Origin of the sequence: Pantoea sp. A4 (assembly GCF_000295955.2) — a bacterium.
In the GTDB taxonomy this organism is placed as follows: Bacteria; Pseudomonadota; Gammaproteobacteria; order Enterobacterales; family Enterobacteriaceae; genus Pantoea; species Pantoea multigeneris.
Map to the genome: position 1 here is coordinate 116,916 of NZ_ALXE01000025.1, position 19,504 is coordinate 136,419.

Annotated in this window: 17 protein-coding genes, 1 tRNA gene and 1 pseudogene; 16 read left to right on the forward strand and 3 right to left on the reverse strand. The window is 51.6% G+C overall.

What is annotated here, in order from left to right:
• The first annotated feature begins 716 nt into the window (after positions 1-716).
• From B880_RS0111615 to B880_RS0111630, 3 genes are all read left to right on the forward strand, one after another.
• On the forward strand, positions 717-2,864 hold the full coding sequence (locus tag B880_RS0111615; protein ID WP_017347584.1) for an ornithine decarboxylase: 2,148 nt from the start codon (positions 717-719) through the stop codon (positions 2,862-2,864).
• Positions 2,865-3,015: 151 nt separating this feature from the next.
• Entirely contained in the window at positions 3,016-4,923 is a 1,908-nt protein-coding gene (mrdA, locus tag B880_RS0111625; RefSeq protein ID WP_017347585.1) for a penicillin-binding protein 2, read from the forward strand.
• 245 nt (positions 4,924-5,168) lie between these two features.
• Positions 5,169-5,244: transfer RNA gene (locus tag B880_RS0111630), tRNA-Phe, on the forward strand.
• A gap of 125 nt (positions 5,245-5,369) precedes the next feature.
• Here the strand turns inward: B880_RS0111630 and B880_RS27365 are convergent.
• Positions 5,370-5,438, reverse strand: a pseudogene (locus tag B880_RS27365) (IS1 family transposase); the annotation flags it as partial.
• A 254-nt stretch (positions 5,439-5,692) separates the two neighbouring features.
• On the opposite strand from B880_RS27365, the gene B880_RS0111635 reads away from it, so the two are divergent.
• The 8 genes from B880_RS0111635 to B880_RS0111675 all read left to right on the forward strand — a co-directional run bounded on the left by B880_RS0111635 (position 5,693) and on the right by B880_RS0111675 (position 14,770).
• A complete protein-coding gene (locus B880_RS0111635; RefSeq protein ID WP_017347586.1) occupies positions 5,693-7,240 on the forward strand; it encodes an ABC transporter substrate-binding protein in 1,548 nt (515 codons plus the stop codon).
• Positions 7,241-7,394: 154 nt separating this feature from the next.
• Positions 7,395-8,120 carry a hypothetical protein gene (locus tag B880_RS0111640; RefSeq protein ID WP_017347587.1) on the forward strand — a complete coding sequence of 242 codons (726 nt, stop codon included), beginning with the start codon at positions 7,395-7,397 and terminating at the stop codon, positions 8,118-8,120.
• Entirely contained in the window at positions 8,108-9,154 is a 1,047-nt protein-coding gene (locus tag B880_RS0111645; RefSeq protein ID WP_237761011.1) for an ABC transporter permease, read from the forward strand. The genes B880_RS0111640 and B880_RS0111645 overlap by 13 nt, the downstream gene beginning before the upstream one ends.
• A complete protein-coding gene (locus B880_RS24985) occupies positions 9,151-10,017 on the forward strand; it encodes an ABC transporter permease (protein ID WP_017347589.1) in 867 nt (288 codons plus the stop codon). The genes B880_RS0111645 and B880_RS24985 overlap by 4 nt, the downstream gene beginning before the upstream one ends.
• Positions 10,014-11,690 carry an ABC transporter ATP-binding protein gene (locus tag B880_RS0111655; RefSeq protein WP_017347590.1) on the forward strand — a complete coding sequence of 559 codons (1,677 nt, stop codon included), beginning with the start codon at positions 10,014-10,016 and terminating at the stop codon, positions 11,688-11,690. Before B880_RS24985 ends, B880_RS0111655 begins: the two co-directional genes overlap by 4 nt.
• Before the next feature lie 410 nt (positions 11,691-12,100).
• The gene (locus B880_RS0111660; RefSeq protein WP_017347591.1) at positions 12,101-12,553 is read left to right on the forward strand and encodes an STM2901 family protein; all 453 of its coding nucleotides are present in this window, start codon (positions 12,101-12,103) and stop codon (positions 12,551-12,553) included.
• On the forward strand, positions 12,550-12,870 hold the full coding sequence (locus B880_RS0111665; RefSeq protein ID WP_017347592.1) for a DUF1493 family protein: 321 nt from the start codon (positions 12,550-12,552) through the stop codon (positions 12,868-12,870). The genes B880_RS0111660 and B880_RS0111665 overlap by 4 nt, the downstream gene beginning before the upstream one ends.
• A 646-nt stretch (positions 12,871-13,516) precedes the next feature.
• Complete coding sequence (locus tag B880_RS0111675; protein ID WP_017347594.1) at positions 13,517-14,770, forward strand: condensation domain-containing protein; 1,254 nt, start codon at positions 13,517-13,519, stop codon at positions 14,768-14,770.
• Between the two features lie 78 nt (positions 14,771-14,848).
• On the opposite strand, the gene hepT is transcribed toward B880_RS0111675, so the two are convergent.
• Complete coding sequence (gene hepT, locus B880_RS0111680) at positions 14,849-15,274, reverse strand: type VII toxin-antitoxin system HepT family RNase toxin (protein WP_017347595.1); 426 nt, start codon at positions 15,272-15,274, stop codon at positions 14,849-14,851.
• Positions 15,275-15,468: 194 nt separating this feature from the next.
• On the opposite strand from hepT, the gene B880_RS0111685 reads away from it, so the two are divergent.
• Genes B880_RS0111685 through B880_RS0111700 form a run of 4 tightly spaced genes read left to right on the forward strand, consistent with a single transcriptional unit; the run spans position 15,469 to position 18,036 of the window.
• Positions 15,469-16,182, forward strand: coding sequence for an SDR family oxidoreductase (locus tag B880_RS0111685; RefSeq protein WP_017347596.1), 714 nt, complete (start codon positions 15,469-15,471; stop codon positions 16,180-16,182).
• Between the two features lie 10 nt (positions 16,183-16,192).
• On the forward strand, positions 16,193-16,867 hold the full coding sequence (locus tag B880_RS0111690; RefSeq protein ID WP_017347597.1) for an energy-coupling factor ABC transporter ATP-binding protein: 675 nt from the start codon (positions 16,193-16,195) through the stop codon (positions 16,865-16,867).
• Entirely contained in the window at positions 16,864-17,493 is a 630-nt protein-coding gene (locus B880_RS0111695) for an energy-coupling factor transporter transmembrane component T family protein (RefSeq protein WP_017347598.1), read from the forward strand. The genes B880_RS0111690 and B880_RS0111695 overlap by 4 nt, the downstream gene beginning before the upstream one ends.
• Positions 17,494-17,502: 9 nt before the next feature.
• Positions 17,503-18,036, forward strand: coding sequence for a biotin transporter BioY (locus B880_RS0111700; protein ID WP_017347599.1), 534 nt, complete (start codon positions 17,503-17,505; stop codon positions 18,034-18,036).
• On the opposite strand, the gene B880_RS0111705 is transcribed toward B880_RS0111700, so the two are convergent.
• Positions 18,037-19,029: a zinc-dependent alcohol dehydrogenase family protein gene (locus B880_RS0111705; protein ID WP_017347600.1), complete on the reverse strand. Its 993-nt coding sequence runs from the start codon at positions 19,027-19,029 to the stop codon at positions 18,037-18,039.
• Positions 19,030-19,085: 56 nt separating this feature from the next.
• Here B880_RS0111705 and B880_RS0111710 point away from each other — a divergent pair, with 56 nt between their 5' ends.
• Positions 19,086-19,502, forward strand: a complete 417-nt coding sequence (locus tag B880_RS0111710) for an acyl-CoA thioesterase (protein ID WP_026042594.1) — start codon at positions 19,086-19,088, stop codon at positions 19,500-19,502.
• Positions 19,503-19,504: the final 2 nt, after the last annotated feature.

Below are 19,504 nucleotides of genomic sequence, written 5' to 3' on the forward strand. Positions count from 1 at the left end.
ATTTTATGTGCAGTAAGCAGTGGTGGAATTATGCACCATTACGGCGAAAAAGAGAAAGAGAAATAAGAAAAAAACTTCACGATATATTATTGATTTAACTGTAATTATTCCACTAATTGAATGCGAGCGATTATCATTATTGTCCGCTTTTCACTCAAGTGATACCCGGCAATGCCAGGTGTGGGATTTTGTGCAGCTGCACAGCAGTAGTGAATGAGGTAAAAGTGCATAATTTTGCGTAAGTTAAAGATAAATAAACACTTTTGGTTTCGCTGTTAAGATTAAGTGTTTAATTATCAATGTGTTGCATTTTGTGGAATGTGATAACTATTTGCCGTGCAATGGGTTGTTCGACTAAAAAAAAGATGACATCATTGCGCCTGTTTTTTTACTGTCATCCACCCTTCACAGAGGACGCCGCTATGTCCGGTACAATGCTTGTTGTCAGCACTTGTTGCCGAGCTGTGCTTCGAAAGCGCATCGGGCGTCCTTCTGGCTGTAATCCAGCGATCCCCTTTCTCACCATGCGGTGAGGCCAGCCTGACGTTCTCTGTTGGACATGAGTAAAGACAGAGCTGTTCTGGCTTTACTGATGTCTATCGGTTGCGGCTGCCATTCTGTTACGCACGCTGCCTTGTGACGTTATTCGCCGGGGAATCTTCCTCATTGCTGTGCCATTGGCACCCACTCATCCTTGACCGCTAGGGATTTGTGCTATGAAACCACTGAAAATTGCCGCCAGCGTCCTGGTGGCGCATGAACTGATTACTGCACGCCAGGTTGTAACGCTGGATAATACCGACTTCACGGATGTGGCGGCAGTTGTCGTCTCTCTGGCCGATTCGCGCAGCGGCGTGCTGGCGCTGTTACGCCATACCGGTTTTAATCTGCCGGTATTTGTTGCTCTTGCTCACCCGGAACAGTGGCCAGTCCTGCCTGAAGGCTGCCAGGCTTACAGTGGTAGTGCGGCCGATGTTGCCGCACTGGAAGCGGCTGCTCATGCTTATGAAAGTGCGCTGTTGCCGCCGTTCTTTGACACGCTGACCAAATATGTGGCGATGCAGAACAGCACCTTTGCCTGTCCTGGTCATCAGGGCGGCGCGTTTTTCAAAAAGCACCCGGCAGGCCGCCAGTTCTTTAATTTCTACGGCGAAAATGTCTTTCGTTCAGACATGTGCAACGCCGATGTCAAACTGGGCGATCTCCTCATCCATGAAGGCTCCGCCAAGGATGCGCAGAAATTTGCCGCGAAAGTGTTTAACGCCGATAAAACCTATTTCGTGCTCAACGGCACTTCCAGCGCCAATAAAGTGGTGACCAACGCCCTGCTGACGCGTGGCGATCTGGTGCTGTTTGACCGCAACAATCACAAGTCGAACCACCACGGTGCGCTGATTCAGGCAGGCGCTACGCCGGTTTATCTTGAAGCGGCGCGTAACCCGTTTGGCTTTATTGGTGGCATTGATGCGCACTGTTTCGATGAAGCCTATCTGCGCAAGCAGATTGAGGCAGTAGCGCCACAGCGCGCCACCGAGGCTCGCCCGTTCCGCCTGGCGATTATTCAGCTCGGCACCTACGACGGCACGGTGTACAACGCACGCCAGGTGGTCGATCGCATCGGCCATCTGTGTGACTACATCCTGTTTGATTCCGCGTGGGTGGGCTATGAGCAGTTTATTCCGGTGATGGAAGCGGGTTCCCCGCTGCTGCTCGATCTCAATGAAAACGATCCTGGCATTTTTGTGACGCAGTCCGTACACAAACAGCTGGCGGGTTTCTCGCAGACTTCGCAGATCCACAAAAAAGATAACCACATTCGTGGGCAAAAACGTTTTTGCCCGCACAAGCGGTTGAACAATGCCTTTATGCTGCACGCCTCCACCAGCCCGTTCTATCCGTTGTTCGCTGCGCTGGATGTGAACGCCAAAATGCATCAGGGCCCGGCAGGACGTCGTTTGTGGCATGAGTGCGTTACGCTGGGGATTGGCGCGCGTAAAGCGATTCTTTCCCGCTGTGAAATGATCAAACCTTTCTTGCCAGAACAGGTTCATGGCAAGCCGTGGCAGGATGCGGACACGGAAACTATCGCTGCCGATCCTGCGTACTTTAGCTTCGAACCTGGGGCAAAATGGCACGGATTTGAAGGCTATGCGCGCGATCAGTATCTGGTTGATCCCTGCAAGCTGCTGCTCACCACGCCGGGTATTGACGCCTCCAGCGGCAAATACACCGAGTTTGGTATTCCCGCCACCATTCTGGCGAACTACCTGCGTGAAAATGGCATTGTGCCGGAAAAGTGCGACCTCAACTCGATCCTGTTCCTGTTAACCCCTGCCGAAAGTGCCGAGAAAATGGCGCTATTGGTAGCGAAACTGGTGCAGTTTGAGCAACACGTGAAAGACGATGCGCTGTTGGAAGAGGTGCTGCCGACCGTGTACCGCAAAAATGCGGCGCGTTATCAGGGCTACACATTACGTCGTCTGTGTCAGGAGATGCACGATCTCTACGTCAATCATGACGTGAAAGATCTGCAAAAGGCGATGTTCCGCCAGGAGAGCCTGCCAGCGGTTAAGGTGAATCCTCAGGATGCGCATCAGTCCTACATTCGCGGTGACGTTGAGCTGGTCGCCATTGCGGATGCCGCAGGGCGTGTGGCGGCGGAAGGGGCGCTGCCGTATCCGCCGGGTGTGTTGTGCGTGGTGCCTGGTGAGGTTTGGGGCGGGGCGGTGCAGCGCTACTTCCTCGCGCTGGAAGAGGGCATCAATCAGCTACCTGGCTTCTCGCCGGAGTTGCAGGGCGTATATAACCAGGCCGATGAGCAGGGGAATATCCGCTTAGTTGCCAATATGTTGTTGCAGGATTAATCCGTCGCAGGGGGCATTTTTGCCCCCTCGTTGATATTGCGTCTCAACAAAATGTCACACTTTTCCCCGCCCTTAAGCATCTTCCTGCTGTCTGCTGGTGGCCTGAGTCCGTATCATTGGCGCGACAACGAAGAATCAAATAAACATTCCAATGAATTTCCGTAATTTTGAAGCCGAAGAAAAGCTGTTCATCCGCCGTGCGGTGGTGGCTTTTATGCTGGTGGTAAGCTGTTTCACTATTCTGGGCGTTAACCTCTGGCGGTTACAGGTACGCGATCACAGCTATTATCAGACCCGTTCTAACCAGAACGACATCAAAATGATCCCTATCGCGCCGACGCGTGGGTTGATCTACGACCGTAATGGCATCCCGCTGGTGAAAAACGTCACCTGGTATGCCATTTCGCTGATGCCGTACAAAATCACCGATATGCAGGCGTTGCTGAAACAGCTAACGCCGCTGGTCGATCTCACGCCCGATGAGATCGATACCTTTATGCACACCCTGAAGCAGAGCAGCCGCTATAAGCCCGTGGTGCTGAAAGAGGAGCTGACGGATGAAGAAGTGGCGCGTTTTGCCATTAATCAGTTCCGCTTCGAAGGCGTCAGCATCGATAGCTATCAGGATCGTGAGTACCCTTACGGCGCTGATTTGGCACACGTGGTGGGCTACGTGTCGAAGATCAACGATAACGACTTTAAGCGTCTGAATGCTGAGGGTATCGGTGAGGAGTATGCTGCGGACCACAACATTGGTAAGCAGGGCATTGAAGGCTACTACGAAAGCCTGCTGCACGGAAAACCCGGCTATAAAGAAGTGGAAGTGGACAACCATGGCCGCGTAGTTCGGGTTCTGAAAGAGGTGCCGCCGGTGGCCGGGAAGAACATCACCCTGACGCTGGACCTGCATCTGCAACAGTATATTGAGAGCCTGCTGGTTGGGCAGCGTGCGGCGGTTCTGGTAGAAGACCCTCATGATGCTTCGGTGTTGGCGATGGTTTCCGCGCCGAGCTACGATCCGAATCCGTTTGTGAAGGGGATCAGCTACAAAGATTACAAGAGCCTGTTGCAGGATAAGAACCTGCCGCTGATCAACCGTGTGACGCAGGGTCTCTACCCACCAGCGTCGACGGTGAAACCGTATATGGCGATGTCAGCGCTGCTGACCGGCGTGATCACGCCACAAACCAGCTTCTTTGGTGCGCCAACCTGGACGCTGCCGGGCACCGATCGTAAATATCGCGACTGGAAAAAGAGCGGCCACGGCATGCTGGATGTGACCCGGGCGATTGAGGAGTCGGCGGATACCTTCTTCTATCAGGTGGCCTACATGATGGGGATCGACCGTATCCACACCATGTTAAGCCAGTTTGGCTATGGTCAATCCACCGGCATCGATCTGCATGAGGAATATAACGGCCTGCTGCCAAGCCGCGAGTGGAAGATGAAGGTGCATAAAAAGGGCTGGTATCAGGGTGATACTGTTTCGGTGGGGATCGGCCAGGGTTACTGGATCGCCACACCGATTCAGATGGTTAAAGCCATGGTGGCGTTAATCAACAACGGTAAGGTGATTACGCCGCATCTGCTGGAGAAAGCGCAGTTAGGTAACAGCGTGGAGATGTACCAGCCGAAAGCCGCTGAACCACAGATTGGCGATCCGAAATCGCCTTACTGGTCCCTGGTGCGTCATGCAATGTTTGGCATGGCGAATGCGCCAAACGGGACCGGCTATAAGTATTTCCACACCGCGCCTTACGGCATTGCCGCGAAGAGTGGAACCTCGCAGGTGTTTAGCCTGCGACAGAACCAGGTGTATAACGCGAAGATGATCCCGATTCGTCTGCGCGACCACATCTTCTATACCGCCTTCGCGCCGTTTAACAGCCCGAAAGTCGCCATCGCCCTGATTCTGGAGAACGGCGGTAGCGATGGCGTCACCGCAGCGCCGCTGATGCGTCAGATTATGGACCACATTTTCTTACCGCCACAGGTCGCGCCAGCGGATGCGAGCCAGCCCGCAACGCCGGGAGATGACTCCACCACCAGCGATCAGTAAGCGAACTCCTGCGCAGCACTGAACTCTGTTCTGCTTATCAACAACGCCACCGTAGAAACACGGTGGCGTTGTTTTTGGTGGGGGATCATGCTGCAAGCTGCCTGAGCTAGTGGCAATTCTGAGCGCAGGGCATGGTGGGTTTTTGAACCATTTCGCGCCAGTTTGCTGTAAAAGAGAGCAGTCAGCGCAGAACTGACGAAAAGCGTTTGACGCTCCCGGCCAGTTAGGGTTTAATGCGCCCCGTTGCCCGAATAGCTCAGTCGGTAGAGCAGGGGATTGAAAATCCCCGTGTCCCTGGTTCGATTCCGGGTTCGGGCACCAAAATTTGAAACCCTCGCTTCGGCGGGGGTTTTTGCATTTTGGGGTTTGGGATTTTTGCGGCTCTGCCAACGATCTGTAAAGGAAAATCCGTTTAAATATCAAACCCTGATAAATTTGATTCAGGATTACTCCTGAGCTTCAAGGTTATGCCGCTCGATACGCTGCGTATAATGCTTACTTATTACGTGCAGTTTCCCTTCAGACGTTACTCATACTACGGCCATTCGTCCGTCATCAACTGAATCAATAGGTTGGCAGCATTACCATTTCTGGCACAAATACCATCACACTTTTTCGGTAATCCAAATCCATTTTAGTTAATAGTCAAATTTCAACCCGCCTGCTAATTTCGCTAAGCCTGTAACATACTTATTATTTTCAACAAAGGGTTGGCACAATGAACATATTACGGCGATTAACTCCGTTTTTATTTATTACACTAATGGGAATGCTTAGTATTATTTCAGTGGAAGCTGAAACGCCACAAAAAGGTGGCACATTAACGTTGATTTTACCCAGTGAACCTTCTGCATTAGTGGCGTTAGCCACCGTAGCGCAGCCAGTTATCGCGACCAGTGCTAAAGTCAATGAAGGTCTACTGACCTACGATTATAACCTCCATCCCCTGCCACAGTTGGCGACTTCATGGGAGATAAGTCCTGATGGCAAGCGTTATACTTTCCATCTCCGCAAAGGCGTGAAATGGCATGATGGCCAGCCCTTCACCTCAGCCGATGTCGCTTTTTCACTGGACTTGCTGAAGAAGACCCATCCGCGTGCCAAATCCACCTTCGCCAACGTTGACCACATCGAAACGCCAGACGATCTCACGGCGGTGCTGGTGTTAAGCCATCCTGCACCCTATCTGATCACTGCATTTGCCGCAGGTGAAACTCCGATTTTGCCTAAACATATTTACGAAAATGGCGATGTGCTAAAAAACCCGAATAACAATGCGCCGATTGGTACGGGGCCGTATATCTTCGAGAAATGGGAGCGTGGCAGCTACATTCTGTATAAGCGCAACCCCCATTATTGGGATGCGCCAAAACCTTATATAGATCAGTTAGTAGTGAAATTCTCCACTGACCCCACCGTGCGATCTCTCGCACTGCAAACAGGACAAGCTGATATCGGCTACCGTACCCCGGTGGCGCTCAGTGAACTTAAACGCCTGCAGGCAAATCCGAAATTAAACTTTGAAACTCAGGGCTATAACTACTCCAACAGTGTGGCCTCCATCCACTTCAATTTGGATGACAAAGTGTTCAAAGATCTGCGGGTGCGTCAGGCCATTGCGCACAGTATCAATCGTAAGGCACTGTTGAACGTGGTCTATTTTGGCTACGCCACCCCAACGGAAACCCCGATTGGCCCTAACCTTAAAGCCTTCCACAGCAATAAACCTTCGCCCTATCAGTATGACCTGGCGGCAGCGAACACATTGTTAGATGAAGCGGGCTATAAAAAAGGTGAAGACGGCGTGCGTTTGCGCGTCACGCTGGATTACAGCACTTTTGACGACACATTCCGCCGCAATGCTGAATTTGTGCGTTCCGCGCTGGCACGTGTTGGTATCGCTGTCACGCTGCGATCCCAGGATCTCTCCACCTATGCCAACCGCGTGTTTACCCAGCGCGATTTTGCCTTCTCTATTGACCAGTACGCCAACTTGTACGATCCGACCGTGGGCGTTCAGCGTCTGTATTGGTCAAAAAATTATCGCCCAGGCGTGCCTTTCACCAATATTTCACACTACCAAAACCCTGAGGTTGACCGACTGTTGGAAGCAGCGCAGACCGAAAACGATCCAGCAAAGCGTGCTGCCGAATTCCAACAGTTCCAGGATATTGTACAGCGCGAATTACCTGATATTAGTCTGGCATCTCCCCAATTCATTACTATTCGCAGTATACATGTTCACGATGATTCCCCCACCGCCGATGGCTTAGAGGGAAATTCATCCAGTGTCTGGTTAGACAAGTCAGAAAAATAATGTCGCCCAGCGTCAAAAGCCGTCAATAATTTTTGCCGGCTTTCTTTTTCTAAGAAACGGGAAAGTTTTGCGAATTTAATTCATTTTGCATACTTCTCCCCTTTGTTAACGTCAAATCTCATCATATCTTCAGCGCTTTTCAGGGAACCAACGTATGGCCCACTCCGTATTCCAACCGGCGACCATTGGCATTTTGATGGTCAAAACGGCATTTCGTCGCTATCAGGGTGACATTGGTAACCCACAAACCTGGTCGTTTCCGGTTCGGTATCAAGTGGTTGAGGAAGCTATTCCACAGCGCATGGGACACCTGGGGGAACATCAATTACTCGAGCCCTTTAAACGTGCGGCGCAAACGTTGATTGACCAGGGCGTTGACGGGCTAACCACCAGCTGCGGCTACTTGTCCTGGTACCAGCAAGAGCTGGCTGCCTGGTCTCCCGTGCCTATCGTCACCAGCAGCCTGTTGCAATACGTGAGCCTGCGTCAGATTCTCCCGGCCAATCGTCCACCACTGATTTTGACGTTTGACGAGAGCACCCTAAAAGCCGATTACCTGACTCGCGTCGGCATTCCCGCTGATGCACAGGTTGCGGGCATGCCACCTGATTCTGAATTTGTCCGATCTATACGAGAGGGAGACAGTAGCGTGCGCTGGGAAACGTTGGCTGATGAGGTGATTAGCGCCGCATCCGCAGCACTCCAACGCTTTCCCGCCAGCGGCGCACTGCTTCTGGAATGCACCAACCTGGCCCCTTTCAGCGCACTGTTACAACAGCACTTTGGCTTACCGGTCTACGATACCCTTACCCTGGTGAACGGTTTTCAGGCCGCACTGCGACCGCCGCATTGGGATCGGGGGGCACAATGGACCCTTTGATGTCACGCGGCCATGCTACAGACCATCAAACCACGCTTGCACTATCGCGCAGCACTAAACGTGTCCTCGTTGCCTTGCGGGGCGCACTTATTCAGGCGGTTCCAGCTGCACTGGGTATTGTGCTAGTGGTGTTTATATTACTGCAATGTGTACCGGGTGATGTGGTGGATGTGATGGCGAGCCAATCTGGTAGCGCATCCGCCGAAACCATGGCCTGGCTGCGGGCTGAATACGGCCTTGACCAGCCCGTGTTAACTCAATTTTGGAACTACCTTTGGCACCTGGCGCACCTCAGCCTCGGCTACTCGCCACGCTTTGGTACTGATGTGACCACACTGATTCTCGGACGCCTGTCGGATACGCTGTTGTTAATGATACTGGCGCAGGCGTTGGCTCTGCTGGTGGGCATTGGCTTCGGCATCATAATGGCTGTGTGGGCTAACAAATGGCCGGACCGCTTACTGACACTGGTGAATCTGCTGCTCTACTCACTGCCTGGCTTTTGGATTGGTTTACTGGTGCTACTGCTTTTCTCTGTTCAACTCAATTGGTTACCCAGTGGCGGGAATCAGACCATAGGTGCCCATCTCTCCACTGGCGCCGCATTGCTGGATAAACTCAAACATGCCTTGTTGCCGGTTCTGGCACTCAGCAGCTACTTCATCGCTATCTATGCACGCCTGACACGCAGTGCTTTGCTGGATGTTGCCGATCAGGACTTTATCCGTACCGCACGGGCGAAAGGCCTGACTCCCTGGCGCATTGTCATCCGTCATATGTTGCGATGTGCCTTAACCCCAGTCACCACTGTAGCAGGCCTTTATTTTGGCAATTTGCTCGGGGGTGCCGCAGTGATTGAGACGGTATTTAGCTGGCCGGGGTTGGGTAGCCTTGCCATGGAAGCAATAGTGGCACGTGACTTCAACGTGGTGCTGGGCATTCTCTTGCTGTCGGCATTTATGGTGGTGATCGTCAATGTGTTAGTGGACGTGCTGCAAAGTCTGATTGATCCCCGAATGGAGGGGCGTGGATGAGAGCTCTGACCTTATCCCTGTCGGGACTAATACAGTGGCGTGGTTTCTTCCGCTCGCTTGAAGCCTGGGTCGGTGGTTTGTTACTGGCAAGCGTACTCTTGATGGCTCTGCTGGCCGGTACACTCTATCCCGGCGACCCACTGGAGATGGTGGCACAACCGTTTCTCTGGCCGGGTGATGACCCGCAATTTCCCCTTGGTACTGACTCGCTGGGCCGCGATGTGGCCGCGGGCATTTTCCACGGTGCACGTGTATCCCTGCAGATTGGTGTCATCGCGGTGATGGTGAGCCTGGTGCTGGGTTTAATCGCGGGTGCCAGTGCGGGCTATTTCGGCGGTAAAACTGACCGCATCATCACGCGTATCAGCGAACTGTTTCAAACCTTCCCAGCCTTTCTGCTGGTTGTGGTGTTAGTCGCGATAGGCCAACCCAGCGTGAACTATATTGCCGGTGCCATTGGCGTGGCCAGTTGGCCAATGATCGCCAGGTTAGTACGTGCAGAATGCCGTTTGCTGCGCCATCAAGAGTTTATTCTGGCGGCGCAAACATTGGGCTATGGCCCGGTGCGTATTCTGTTCCGCGAACTATTACCCAACCTGCTGCCCACGCTGATTGTGACGCTGTCCGTCATGATGGCTAGCGCGATTCTCACTGAGTCCTCGTTGGGTTTTCTTGGCTTTAGCGATCCCAACCGCATCAGTTGGGGGGGCATGATTGGTGATGGTCGTCAGTCACTACAAAATGCCTGGTATCTGGCTGTATTACCCGGAAGTGCACTGGCCGCCACCATTTTAGCCTTAAACCTGTTGGGGGATGTACTCAATGACCGGCTGAATCCCCGTCGTCAAGGAGCGGCAAAATGAGCGCCATTCTGGAATATCGTCATTTTTCCGCCCGCTTTGGATCGCATTATGCGGTACAAGACCTCAACCTTAGTGTACAGCCCGGCGAGATGCTGGCGCTGGTGGGTGAGTCCGGCAGCGGAAAATCAATCAGTGCCTTGGCCGCTCTCTGTTTGACGCCGTCATCAGCCGTGCTGGAAGGGGAAATTCACTATCAAGGGTTGAATTTGCTGGCTCAGCCGGATGCGACATTACGCAAACTGCGTGGCAAATCGATCGCTATGATCTTTCAAGACCCTATGACGTCACTGAATCCAGTGCTGACGGTAGGCCAACAGCTGGCCGAGACGGTGCAGTTACATTTAGGTGTTGACAGGTACTCAGCGCGACAACGGGCCATTACGCTGCTTGAACAGGTCAATATCGCCAATGCTCAACAGCGAATTGATGATTATCCGCACCATTTTTCCGGTGGGCAACGCCAGCGCATTATGATCGCTATGGCCATCGCTTGTGAGCCAAAACTGCTGATTGCTGATGAACCCACCACGGCACTGGATGCTACGGTTCAACGCCAGATTCTCGAATTGTTGCATAAACTGCGACGCGAACTTGGCATGAGCGTGCTGTTCATTACCCATGATTTAGGATTGGTCGAGCAATATGCCGATCGGGTGGCTGTAATGTACCGGGGTGTCAAAGTTGAGGAGAGCAGCAAGACTGCACTGTTCCACCAGCCGCAGCATCCTTACAGCCGTGGCTTACTGGCCGCCTCTTTACATGCTGGAGAGACACCGCACTATCGACAGCGCCGCTTGACCGAAATCGTGCATCAAGTTGAGGGACCACCCCGTCTGATCACACCCGATGCATTAACATTACCCGCCGTCGATACACAGGCCGAGCCGCTCCTGGTGCTGGATAAGCTCTGTTTCCGTTACCCTACGATGCCACCGGGCAGCGCTTCTGTACGTGATGTTTCATTGCACATTCGCTCAGGTGAAACGCTGGGACTGGTGGGTGAATCGGGCTGCGGGAAATCGACACTGTCACGCCTGCTGTTGGGATTGCTTAAACCTGATAGCGGAGAAATTCACTTTTCCGGTCAACGCATGGACTCGCTCAATCATCGGCAGCGTGCAACATGGCGTTCTCGTATCCAAATGATTTTTCAGGATCCGTTTTCCTCACTGAATCCACGTCATTCGGTTGAAGAAATTTTGCGTACACCGCTGAAAGTTCATGGCCGAGGCTCACGAGCCGAGCAGCAGCAAGCGGTAAAAGAGATCATCGATCAAGTGGGGTTATCCTCGCGAGCACTGACGCGCTATCCCCATGAATTTTCTGGCGGCCAGCGTCAGCGCATTGGTATTGCACGTGCGTTAATACTGAATCCGGACTTACTGATATGTGATGAACCGGTGTCAGCTTTGGATGTGTCGGTACAGGCGCAGATACTGAATTTACTTGTCAGCCTTAAACAACAACGCAACCTATCGTTGCTGTTTATTTCGCATGATTTGGCCGTGGTGCGCTACATCGCTGACCGGGTCATGGTGATGTATCAAGGCGAGATGGTGGAACAAGGCGATCACCAGCAAATCTGGCAGCGCCCTGTACATGCTTACACCCAGCAGTTATTGGCGTCAGTGAAATTGAAAACAGAGTCAGAGTTACTGACAGGAACGGGTTAACACGCGATTGAAAATCCCTGTTTTTTTGGTTCGATTCTGGGTTTGGGCACCAAAATTTGAAAACCCTCGCTTCGGCGGGGTTTTTTGCATTTAGTGGATTGGGATTTTTCTCAGCTTTGTAAAATATGTTTCTTTTTAATACGTCTATTTTTGTTTTAAATCATGATTTCTACTTAGAGTTAAAAATTAAATTAGTATGTTTAATATAATTACCACTCGCGAATTTCATGGATTTTTTGATATAAAACAATGGTTTTTTTAATTGTGATTAGCACTAGAAACCTAACGAAAACTATTAAGTAGAACCCCTAAAAAACTACAAAATTTACCATTATGCTTCGTTGTTAAATCTAGACATGGTATTTTTTATTCGAGTAAGGTTAATCACCTTAATTTACTAAGGGTATAACATGGATACTTTTGAAGGTTTAGGAGATGGTAGTTACTTTTTTGCTGGTATGTTTAATCTAACGGAAGGTGAACTAGCATTCTGGATTGTGGTTGACGAGGCGAGCAAACAACTTAATGTTCAAGATGTTTTTGCATTAGCCTTAATTATTGGCGGCATGCCGTTAATAAAGACCAGAGGGAAACTGGATGCGAAGAGAACAACTAAAGGTACTAGTGCGTTATCTTTAGCAATGAGAACAATGATTAAACACCGCTTAAGTTCGAGCTGGAGATCACCAACATGGAAGACTATGCTAAATGGTCAATGGGCCAGGACCAACAGCCTTGGCGGACTAATCGGGCGCTGGCTACCATGGCTCGGTGTTGCTATAACAGCATATGACGTAACTAAAATTACCTGGAATAGCATCAAACGATTCAATCTCATCGTAAAACCGGAGCATAGAGTATGAACCTGGATAACGAAATACTGGCCTTTATACAAAAAGAACTCTCTGCCAAAGATCTGACTTTAGACAGTGCTCTAAATATCGGAAAGCAAGCCACAGTGCCAGAAGATGTCTGGGATCTGTTAGAAAAAATCGCGGACGTTTATAGCATTGATTTTACGCGTATCGAGTGGAACAAATACTTCCCACAGATCGGTATCCCATTTTTGCCTAACTTTATTCTACCGCGTAGTCTGAAAACGGATTATTCCACCCCTGAGCCGCTAACGATAAAAATGATTGTAGAAGCTGCAAGGACAGGAGTATGGGGCTATGACTGATGATAAAAATCAGATTATATTTCCGTTTTAAATATGAAATTTTGTGATGATGATGTCTAAATTGATTAAATTGCTGCGAAAAGTCCTTTCAGAACTGGAGGGCATTGACGATTTTCATCACTATGCTTGCCATATACCCCGCGTTCTTGCTCAGGACCGGCTCAGCTGGCTCATCGCACCCCCACAACATCGCCCCTGACCGGTACAGATTAGCGAAGCTAACCCGCTAAAACCAAACCCACGCCGGGTAAAATCCGAAAAACATCCGCTTACATCCGACGCTATCCGATTTTAATACCTACATTATCGAAGTGAATAAAACCTTCTATTAAAATAAACAGTTACACCAGTAATTATTGAAATTGCATTTCATCAGCAAAGAAATGTTTATTAACATCAGGCAGCGGCTTGAGATATAAACCCTATAAGTATCAAGCCAATGAAATTAATAAGGTACCTCTTAATTAGATAATGAATGATTTGATGTTGGTATTATCACCAAATAAAAAAATTAAAATAACTTGTCGCTTAGTGCAAAACAGGATTAGTATTAATTTCGTATTGCAACGGGTTACAGCTCATATATCAGTTATCTCTGTATACAGCTGTTGTATGTTTAAATTTAAACATTCATGTGGACAGATAAATGGTAAATACATCGCAAGACGAGTTAATTTCTCACCCTTTGCGCCCGCTCGGCGCACTGGAAAATTATGCCTGGCAAGTTGATACCACCAGCCCGAAACACTTCTCGATTACCGCTGAAGTCAGCGGGGAAACCTCGGTAGAGGAGTGGGCCAATGCGCTGAAAAAAGTCCAGGCCCGGCATCCTTTAGCGAATATTCGTGTTGATAAGCACAATGGCGATCGGCTGCATTTCTTTCACGATCCCCACGTCACTATTCCCCTGCGGGTTGCGCGGTTAAATAAAGTCACCTCCATCGAGCGTGAGCTGGAGCGCGAATTCGCCGCACCCTTTGGTTTTGGTGATGTGGCGTTATTGAAGGCAACGCTGTTATATAGCGAAGATCGCTGCGTATTGATTATGACTGCGCATCACTCTATCGCCGATGGCCGCTCGCTGACGTATTTCATTCACGATGTGCTGGAGACATTAGCCGGAAAAAATCTGCCTGCGCTGCCCTTGTTGCCTTCGATTGAAGATATTTGTCTGCAACCTAATGAGCCTGCGGGAAATATTAATCCGCCAGCGCTGCTGCCAAACCCCATGCCTTATGCGGAGCGCAGCTTAGCGCAGCTGAAAATTCAACGGCTGAAATTGTCGAAGGAACTGTCTCAGGCAATTCGCACCCGTTCCAAACAGGAGCACACGACGGTACATGGTGCACTGTCTGCGGCGGTGGCTATTGCACTCCATAGCTCACCAGGGTGGAGCGGTTTACCGGTAAGGATTTGTACACCCATCGATGCGCGTAAATATGCCGATCTCGACTATGGGCTGAGCTTCCTCGCGCTGTTTCCGACCTACGATTATGCAGCGGGCAATGCGGCAGAGTTTTGGAACATTGCCCGCGCGGTCACGGACGATCTCAATGCCTACCGTGAGCGGCCAGGTATGGCGGCATTAATCCATCTGGTGCAGGAGATCATGGAAAATAATCATCTGCCGGATAAGGTGAAATTTGACCGTGAAATTTGCGCGCCCGACATTCTGATTTCGAATCTTGGCGTGTTGCCATTCGCGCAGGAGTTCGGCCACGTCAAACTGGAATCCCTGTGGGGGCCAAGCGTATTGATCGGCACAGAAGGGGAGCAAACTGTGGGAGTGGCGACCATTAATGGCGCAATCCACCTGATTCATACTTCTTACAAACCGGCTCCTGATTTCCTTGCCACAGCGGAGAAAGCACTGGCTGTGGCGGCGGGACTTTCCGCTTAAAACTGAAAGGCATCCAGCGAACAAACTTGCCGGGTGCCTGCTCGACATTTAAGGCACTGATCCTCGAAATCTTTCTCTTTACTGAGCTTGTGCCAGCCAGTCTATTCCTTGTTCAGCGAATGTGAATAACTGCTCGTAATACCCCTGTCCGATAACGCTACGCACAATCTCAGGATCAGTATTCAGGTAGTCATGCACCAGTGCATTACGTAAACCGATAACTTTTCGCCAGGACGTCAGGCTCTCCATAGGCTGATTTCCTTTCTGTACCAGTATCTCAAAAGCCTGGTAAGCATCTTGTGGAGCAAACCAAGCTGGCTTCTTTGCCCAGTGTTTGGCTATGCCCAGCGCTGATAGGATTGCCAGGTATAACACCCGTTCTGCTGCACGCTGTTCCAGAGCAGACAGTGCTCTGTTTTCGACTACTATTCTCAGTTGTTCTAATTCCGCGTAGAGTTGCTTATTCTTTACTACTATCTGATCCAAATATTCTGTACTGGGCATTAAACATCCTGTTTTTACTTAACTTACTGCTCAGTTCATGCCAAAAAGGCACATCTTTTCTCGGGTTTTCTACGCACATATTTTATCAATATCCCCCGTTCACATTGCCTGTTTTTTACCAAAACCCCCTGCATCCCCGCCACGGTTAACGTATTATGGTCCACTTTGGTTGACAACTTAGCGCCGGAGGGGCGATGAGTAAGAAAATGGCCCTGATAACCGGGGCGAGTCGGGGTATTGGCGCTGCGGTGGCACGCCATTTTTGGGCGCAGGGCTATTCGCTGCTGCTGGTGGCGCGTGACGATCAACGGCTTGAGCGCTTTGCTGCCAGCCTGCATGAGCAGTTGGGACAGCAAGTCACCCTGCTGGCCGTGGATCTCAGCGATCCGGTGGCGACGGCGGAAGTGCTGACGCCAGCGCTGAGCCAGCTGCACAAAATTGATGTGCTGGTTAACGCGGCGGGAATTTTCCGGCCCGGATCGAGCAAGGCGCTGCTGCCCGATTTCAGCGCGATGCTCGACGTCAACGTCACGGCGGTACATCACCTGTGTCAGTTGGCCCTACCGGCGTTACGTCATGCTGGCCGGTCGCATATCTTCAATCTCTCTTCGCTGAGCGGCGTGCAAGCCTATGGCAGCATCGCCGGGTACGCGGCCAGTAAACATGCGCTGGTGGGCTACAGTTTGTCGCTCAGTCGCGAGCTGGCCGGGCAGGGGATTAAAGTCAGCGTGCTGTGCCCGGACGTGGTGGACACCGACATGTCCGCAGGCTCCGGGCTAACAGCAGAAGAGATGCTGCAACCGGAAGACATCTGTAAATCTATCGCCTTTATTCTGTCTCTGTCGCCAGCGGCACACATCGAGAAATTAGTGCTGGGACGGGTCTATCGTCCGGCGGTGAAAAAGTAGAAATCCTGAAATGATTGAGATTAAAGACGTCAGCCACAGCTTTGGTGAGCGCAATGTATTGCGCAACCTGTCGCTGAATATCGATGAAAAGCGCGTCGGGATTGTCGGCAGCAATGGCTGCGGTAAAAGCACCTTTGTCCGCCTGCTCAATGGCCTGTTGGTACCGCAGCAGGGCGATGTGGTGGTGGATGGTCTGAACACCCGTAAAGCAGGCAAAGCGGTACGACGTAAAGTGGGGTTTGTCTTCCAAAACCCAGATAACCAGATAGTGCTGCCGCTGGTGGAAGAAGATCTCGCCTTCGGCATGAAAAATCTTGGTCTCAGCAAAGCGGTGATTGAGCAGCGCATTGAGGCGGTGCTGGCGCGTTACGATATGCAGGACTTCCGTCAGCATCCGGCGCATCTGCTTAGCGGCGGTCAAAAACAGCTGATGGCAATTTCTGGCGTACTGGTTATGGAACCAGACTACATCGTGTTTGATGAGCCGACGACGCTGCTCGACCTGCGTAATAAACGACGCATTGCTCAGGCTATTGATGAGCTGGATCAGAAGGCGATTGTGGTTTCACACGATCTCGAGTTCCTGCAACACTTTGACCGCGTGCTGGTCTTCGAACAGGGCCAGGTGGTAGTGGATGACGTTCCCGCCGTGGCCATACCGGCTTATGTGGCGCGCATGTCATGACCAGCAGCGACTATCAACCGGGTCACACCCTGATTCATCGCACGCCGCCGGTGATCAAACTGCTGCTGCTGGCGTGCACCGGTACTGCGCTGTTCCTTCTGCCGCAGCTGTGGCTGACCGGGGCGGTAGCGCTGCTGGTGGTGCTGCTCTATCTCCTGGCCGGGCTGTCATGGCGTTTGCTGCTGCGTCAGGTGAAACCACTGTGGCCGGTGCTACTGCTGCTGTTTGTGGTACAGGGCTTATTAGTGAGCTGGCCAGCAGGTGTGCTGGTGGTGGTACGGCTGGCGGCACTGATCCTCGCAGCGGCATTAATCACGCTGACCACGCGCAGTTCGGCGATGATCGCCGCGCTGGAAAAAAGCCTGGGCTGGCTGCGCTTTCTTGGCATTAATCCGGCGAAAGTCAGCCTCGCGCTGGCGCTGGCGATGCGCTTTATTCCGGTGCTGGCGGCGATCACGGTCGACGTGCGGGAAGCGCAAAAAGCGCGCGGGCTGGACCACAGTATTATCGCCATCGCCGTGCCGGTGATGGTGCGCACGTTAAAGATGGCTGAGGATATTTCCCAGGCTATTGAGGCGCGGGCCTATGATGCCGCGCCAGATTCTAATGATAATCCGCGAGCCTGAGGAAAAAGCGTGACCACGAAAGATATCGTATTGATTGCCCTGTTTGCCGCACTGACCGCGGCAATGGGACTGTTTCCGGCGTTTAACATTCCCATGATTGGCGTGCCGATCACCGTCCAGACCTTTGGCTTTATGCTGGCGGGCGCGCTGATTGGGGCCAAACGTGGCGCACTGGCGATGCTGCTGTTTGTCTTGCTGCTGGCGGTGGGCTTCCCGTTGCTGTCCGGTGGACGAGGCGGCTTAGGGATTTTCCTTGGCCCGAGCGGTGGCTATATCCTTGCCTGGCCGCTGGTGGCCGGACTGATTGGCCTGCTGTACAGCAAGCTAAAGCAGCCTACGCCGTGGCAGGAGTTTTTGATCATGGTGGCGGGCGGGATTGTGCTGGAATATGCGATTGGCATTCCCTGGGTGGCGATGGCGGCGAATCTGCCGCTGGCGAAAGCGGCGCTGGGTAGCGCCGCATTTATTCCCGGCGATATCGTGAAGATTGTGCTGGCGATCCTGATTATTCGCCCGGTGCGGCGAGCCTTTCCGGGCTGGTAATCAGCGCAGATCAATCACCACTTTGCCCTGATGATCAGGATCGCGCAGCGCAGTGATGGCGCGATCAATCTCCAGCAGCGGGAATGTCTCTCCCAGCTCGGTGTAGATGACGCCGTCGCGGATCAGGGCCATCACTTCATCCAGCCGCGCCTGCACCTGCTCGCGTGGCTGGCTGTGAACCCACTGCCGCAGGTGGAAGTTGCTGAAACGAATATCAGGCCGTGAGCGCCAGAACTGTGGCGGCACCGCTTTACCAGACAGCAGACCATAATGAATAAACTGACCGTTTGTGCGAATCACATCGCCATAAATCAGCGACTCATCACCACCAATACAATCCAGTACGGCATTCACGCCACCGCTATTTTTTACTGACTGCATCTGCTGAAGGAAATTAACGTCGCTGGAGTTAAGCACGGCCTCAGTATTAAACTCAGAGAACAGATTCATATTCTCTTTTTTACGCACGACCACAATCGGATTTATTCCGCGCAGGTTAGCCAACCCAATTAGCATTTTACCGATGGCCGAGTTGGCGGCATTAATAAGAATGCGCATATCAGGGGTGAAAGTTAATGCCTCGGTCAGCATTAACCAGGCAGTCATCGGGTTAACGTAGCTACAAACGGCCTGTAAATCACTAATAAAATCGGGCAGGGTAAAACACCAGGCGGCATCGGTATCTTTAAGGGTTTGCCAGTTGCCCATACTGCCAATCGGCAGAACGCGCTGGCCGGGTTGTAATGGGCTGTCTGGGTGGGCTTCGCTAATCACACCCACCCCTTCAAATCCCGGTACGAAAGGCAAAGAGATACGCGAGCGATAGGCACCAGAAAGGGTAATAACATCAGAGGGATTGATGGTGGCATAGACCATTTTTACCCGAACCTGGCCCGCCGCCAGCGGTGGCAACGGAACATTTTCCAGTTCAACCACCTCGCTGATATCGCCAAATGCGCGGACCATGGCTCTGGTGCAGGTATTATTTTTCATGTAAAATTTCCGCCATTCGGTTATTCTGGAGTCGTATTTTTGTGACTGGTGACGTTATTATTAAAACATTCCGGGTATCCATGCGGGATATTGATTTAAACGGACATGTTCATAATTCAGTATATCTGGATTACTTTGAAGATGCGGTTGTCGAACAGTTGCGCGCCTTTAATTTAATCCCGTTATTTCGCCCGGCCACAGCTGGCGTATCCTATCATGTGAAAAAAAGTGAGGCAACGTACCACCTGCCGCTGGCAGTGGATGATATTGTCACGCCAAAAGTGATGCTGGAGAAACTGGGTAATTCCAGTCTGACCTTCGCGATTGAATTGCAACGTAATAATGAAACGGTCATTTGTGCCAGCGGCAAACTGGTGTGGGTGTGCGTCGATCTCGACGATCACAAACCGCGCCCGATTCCGGAGGCCACCCGCCAGCAGTTGATCGCCTGTTTTCAGCCTGACGGAGCCTGAAT

Excerpts from the sequence above, each read along its gene's own strand:
- hepT (WP_017347595.1), bottom strand. The coding sequence starts at position 15,274 with ATGCCCAGTACAGAATATTTGGATCAGATAGTAGTAAAGAATAAGCAA.
- B880_RS0111705 (WP_017347600.1), bottom strand. The coding sequence starts at position 19,029 with ATGAAAAATAATACCTGCACCAGAGCCATGGTCCGCGCATTTGGCGAT.
- B880_RS0111675 (WP_017347594.1), top strand. The coding sequence starts at position 13,517 with ATGGTAAATACATCGCAAGACGAGTTAATTTCTCACCCTTTGCGCCCG.
- B880_RS0111685 (WP_017347596.1), top strand. The coding sequence starts at position 15,469 with ATGAGTAAGAAAATGGCCCTGATAACCGGGGCGAGTCGGGGTATTGGC.
- B880_RS0111665 (WP_017347592.1), top strand. The coding sequence starts at position 12,550 with ATGAACCTGGATAACGAAATACTGGCCTTTATACAAAAAGAACTCTCT.
- mrdA (WP_017347585.1), top strand. The coding sequence starts at position 3,016 with ATGAATTTCCGTAATTTTGAAGCCGAAGAAAAGCTGTTCATCCGCCGT.
- B880_RS0111615 (WP_017347584.1), top strand. The coding sequence starts at position 717 with ATGAAACCACTGAAAATTGCCGCCAGCGTCCTGGTGGCGCATGAACTG.
- B880_RS0111660 (WP_017347591.1), top strand. The coding sequence starts at position 12,101 with ATGGATACTTTTGAAGGTTTAGGAGATGGTAGTTACTTTTTTGCTGGT.
- B880_RS0111655 (WP_017347590.1), top strand. The coding sequence starts at position 10,014 with ATGAGCGCCATTCTGGAATATCGTCATTTTTCCGCCCGCTTTGGATCG.
- B880_RS0111645 (WP_237761011.1), top strand. The coding sequence starts at position 8,108 with ATGGACCCTTTGATGTCACGCGGCCATGCTACAGACCATCAAACCACG.
- B880_RS0111690 (WP_017347597.1), top strand. The coding sequence starts at position 16,193 with ATGATTGAGATTAAAGACGTCAGCCACAGCTTTGGTGAGCGCAATGTA.
- B880_RS0111640 (WP_017347587.1), top strand. The coding sequence starts at position 7,395 with ATGGCCCACTCCGTATTCCAACCGGCGACCATTGGCATTTTGATGGTC.
- B880_RS0111635 (WP_017347586.1), top strand. The coding sequence starts at position 5,693 with ATGCTTAGTATTATTTCAGTGGAAGCTGAAACGCCACAAAAAGGTGGC.
- B880_RS24985 (WP_017347589.1), top strand. The coding sequence starts at position 9,151 with ATGAGAGCTCTGACCTTATCCCTGTCGGGACTAATACAGTGGCGTGGT.
- B880_RS0111695 (WP_017347598.1), top strand. The coding sequence starts at position 16,864 with ATGACCAGCAGCGACTATCAACCGGGTCACACCCTGATTCATCGCACG.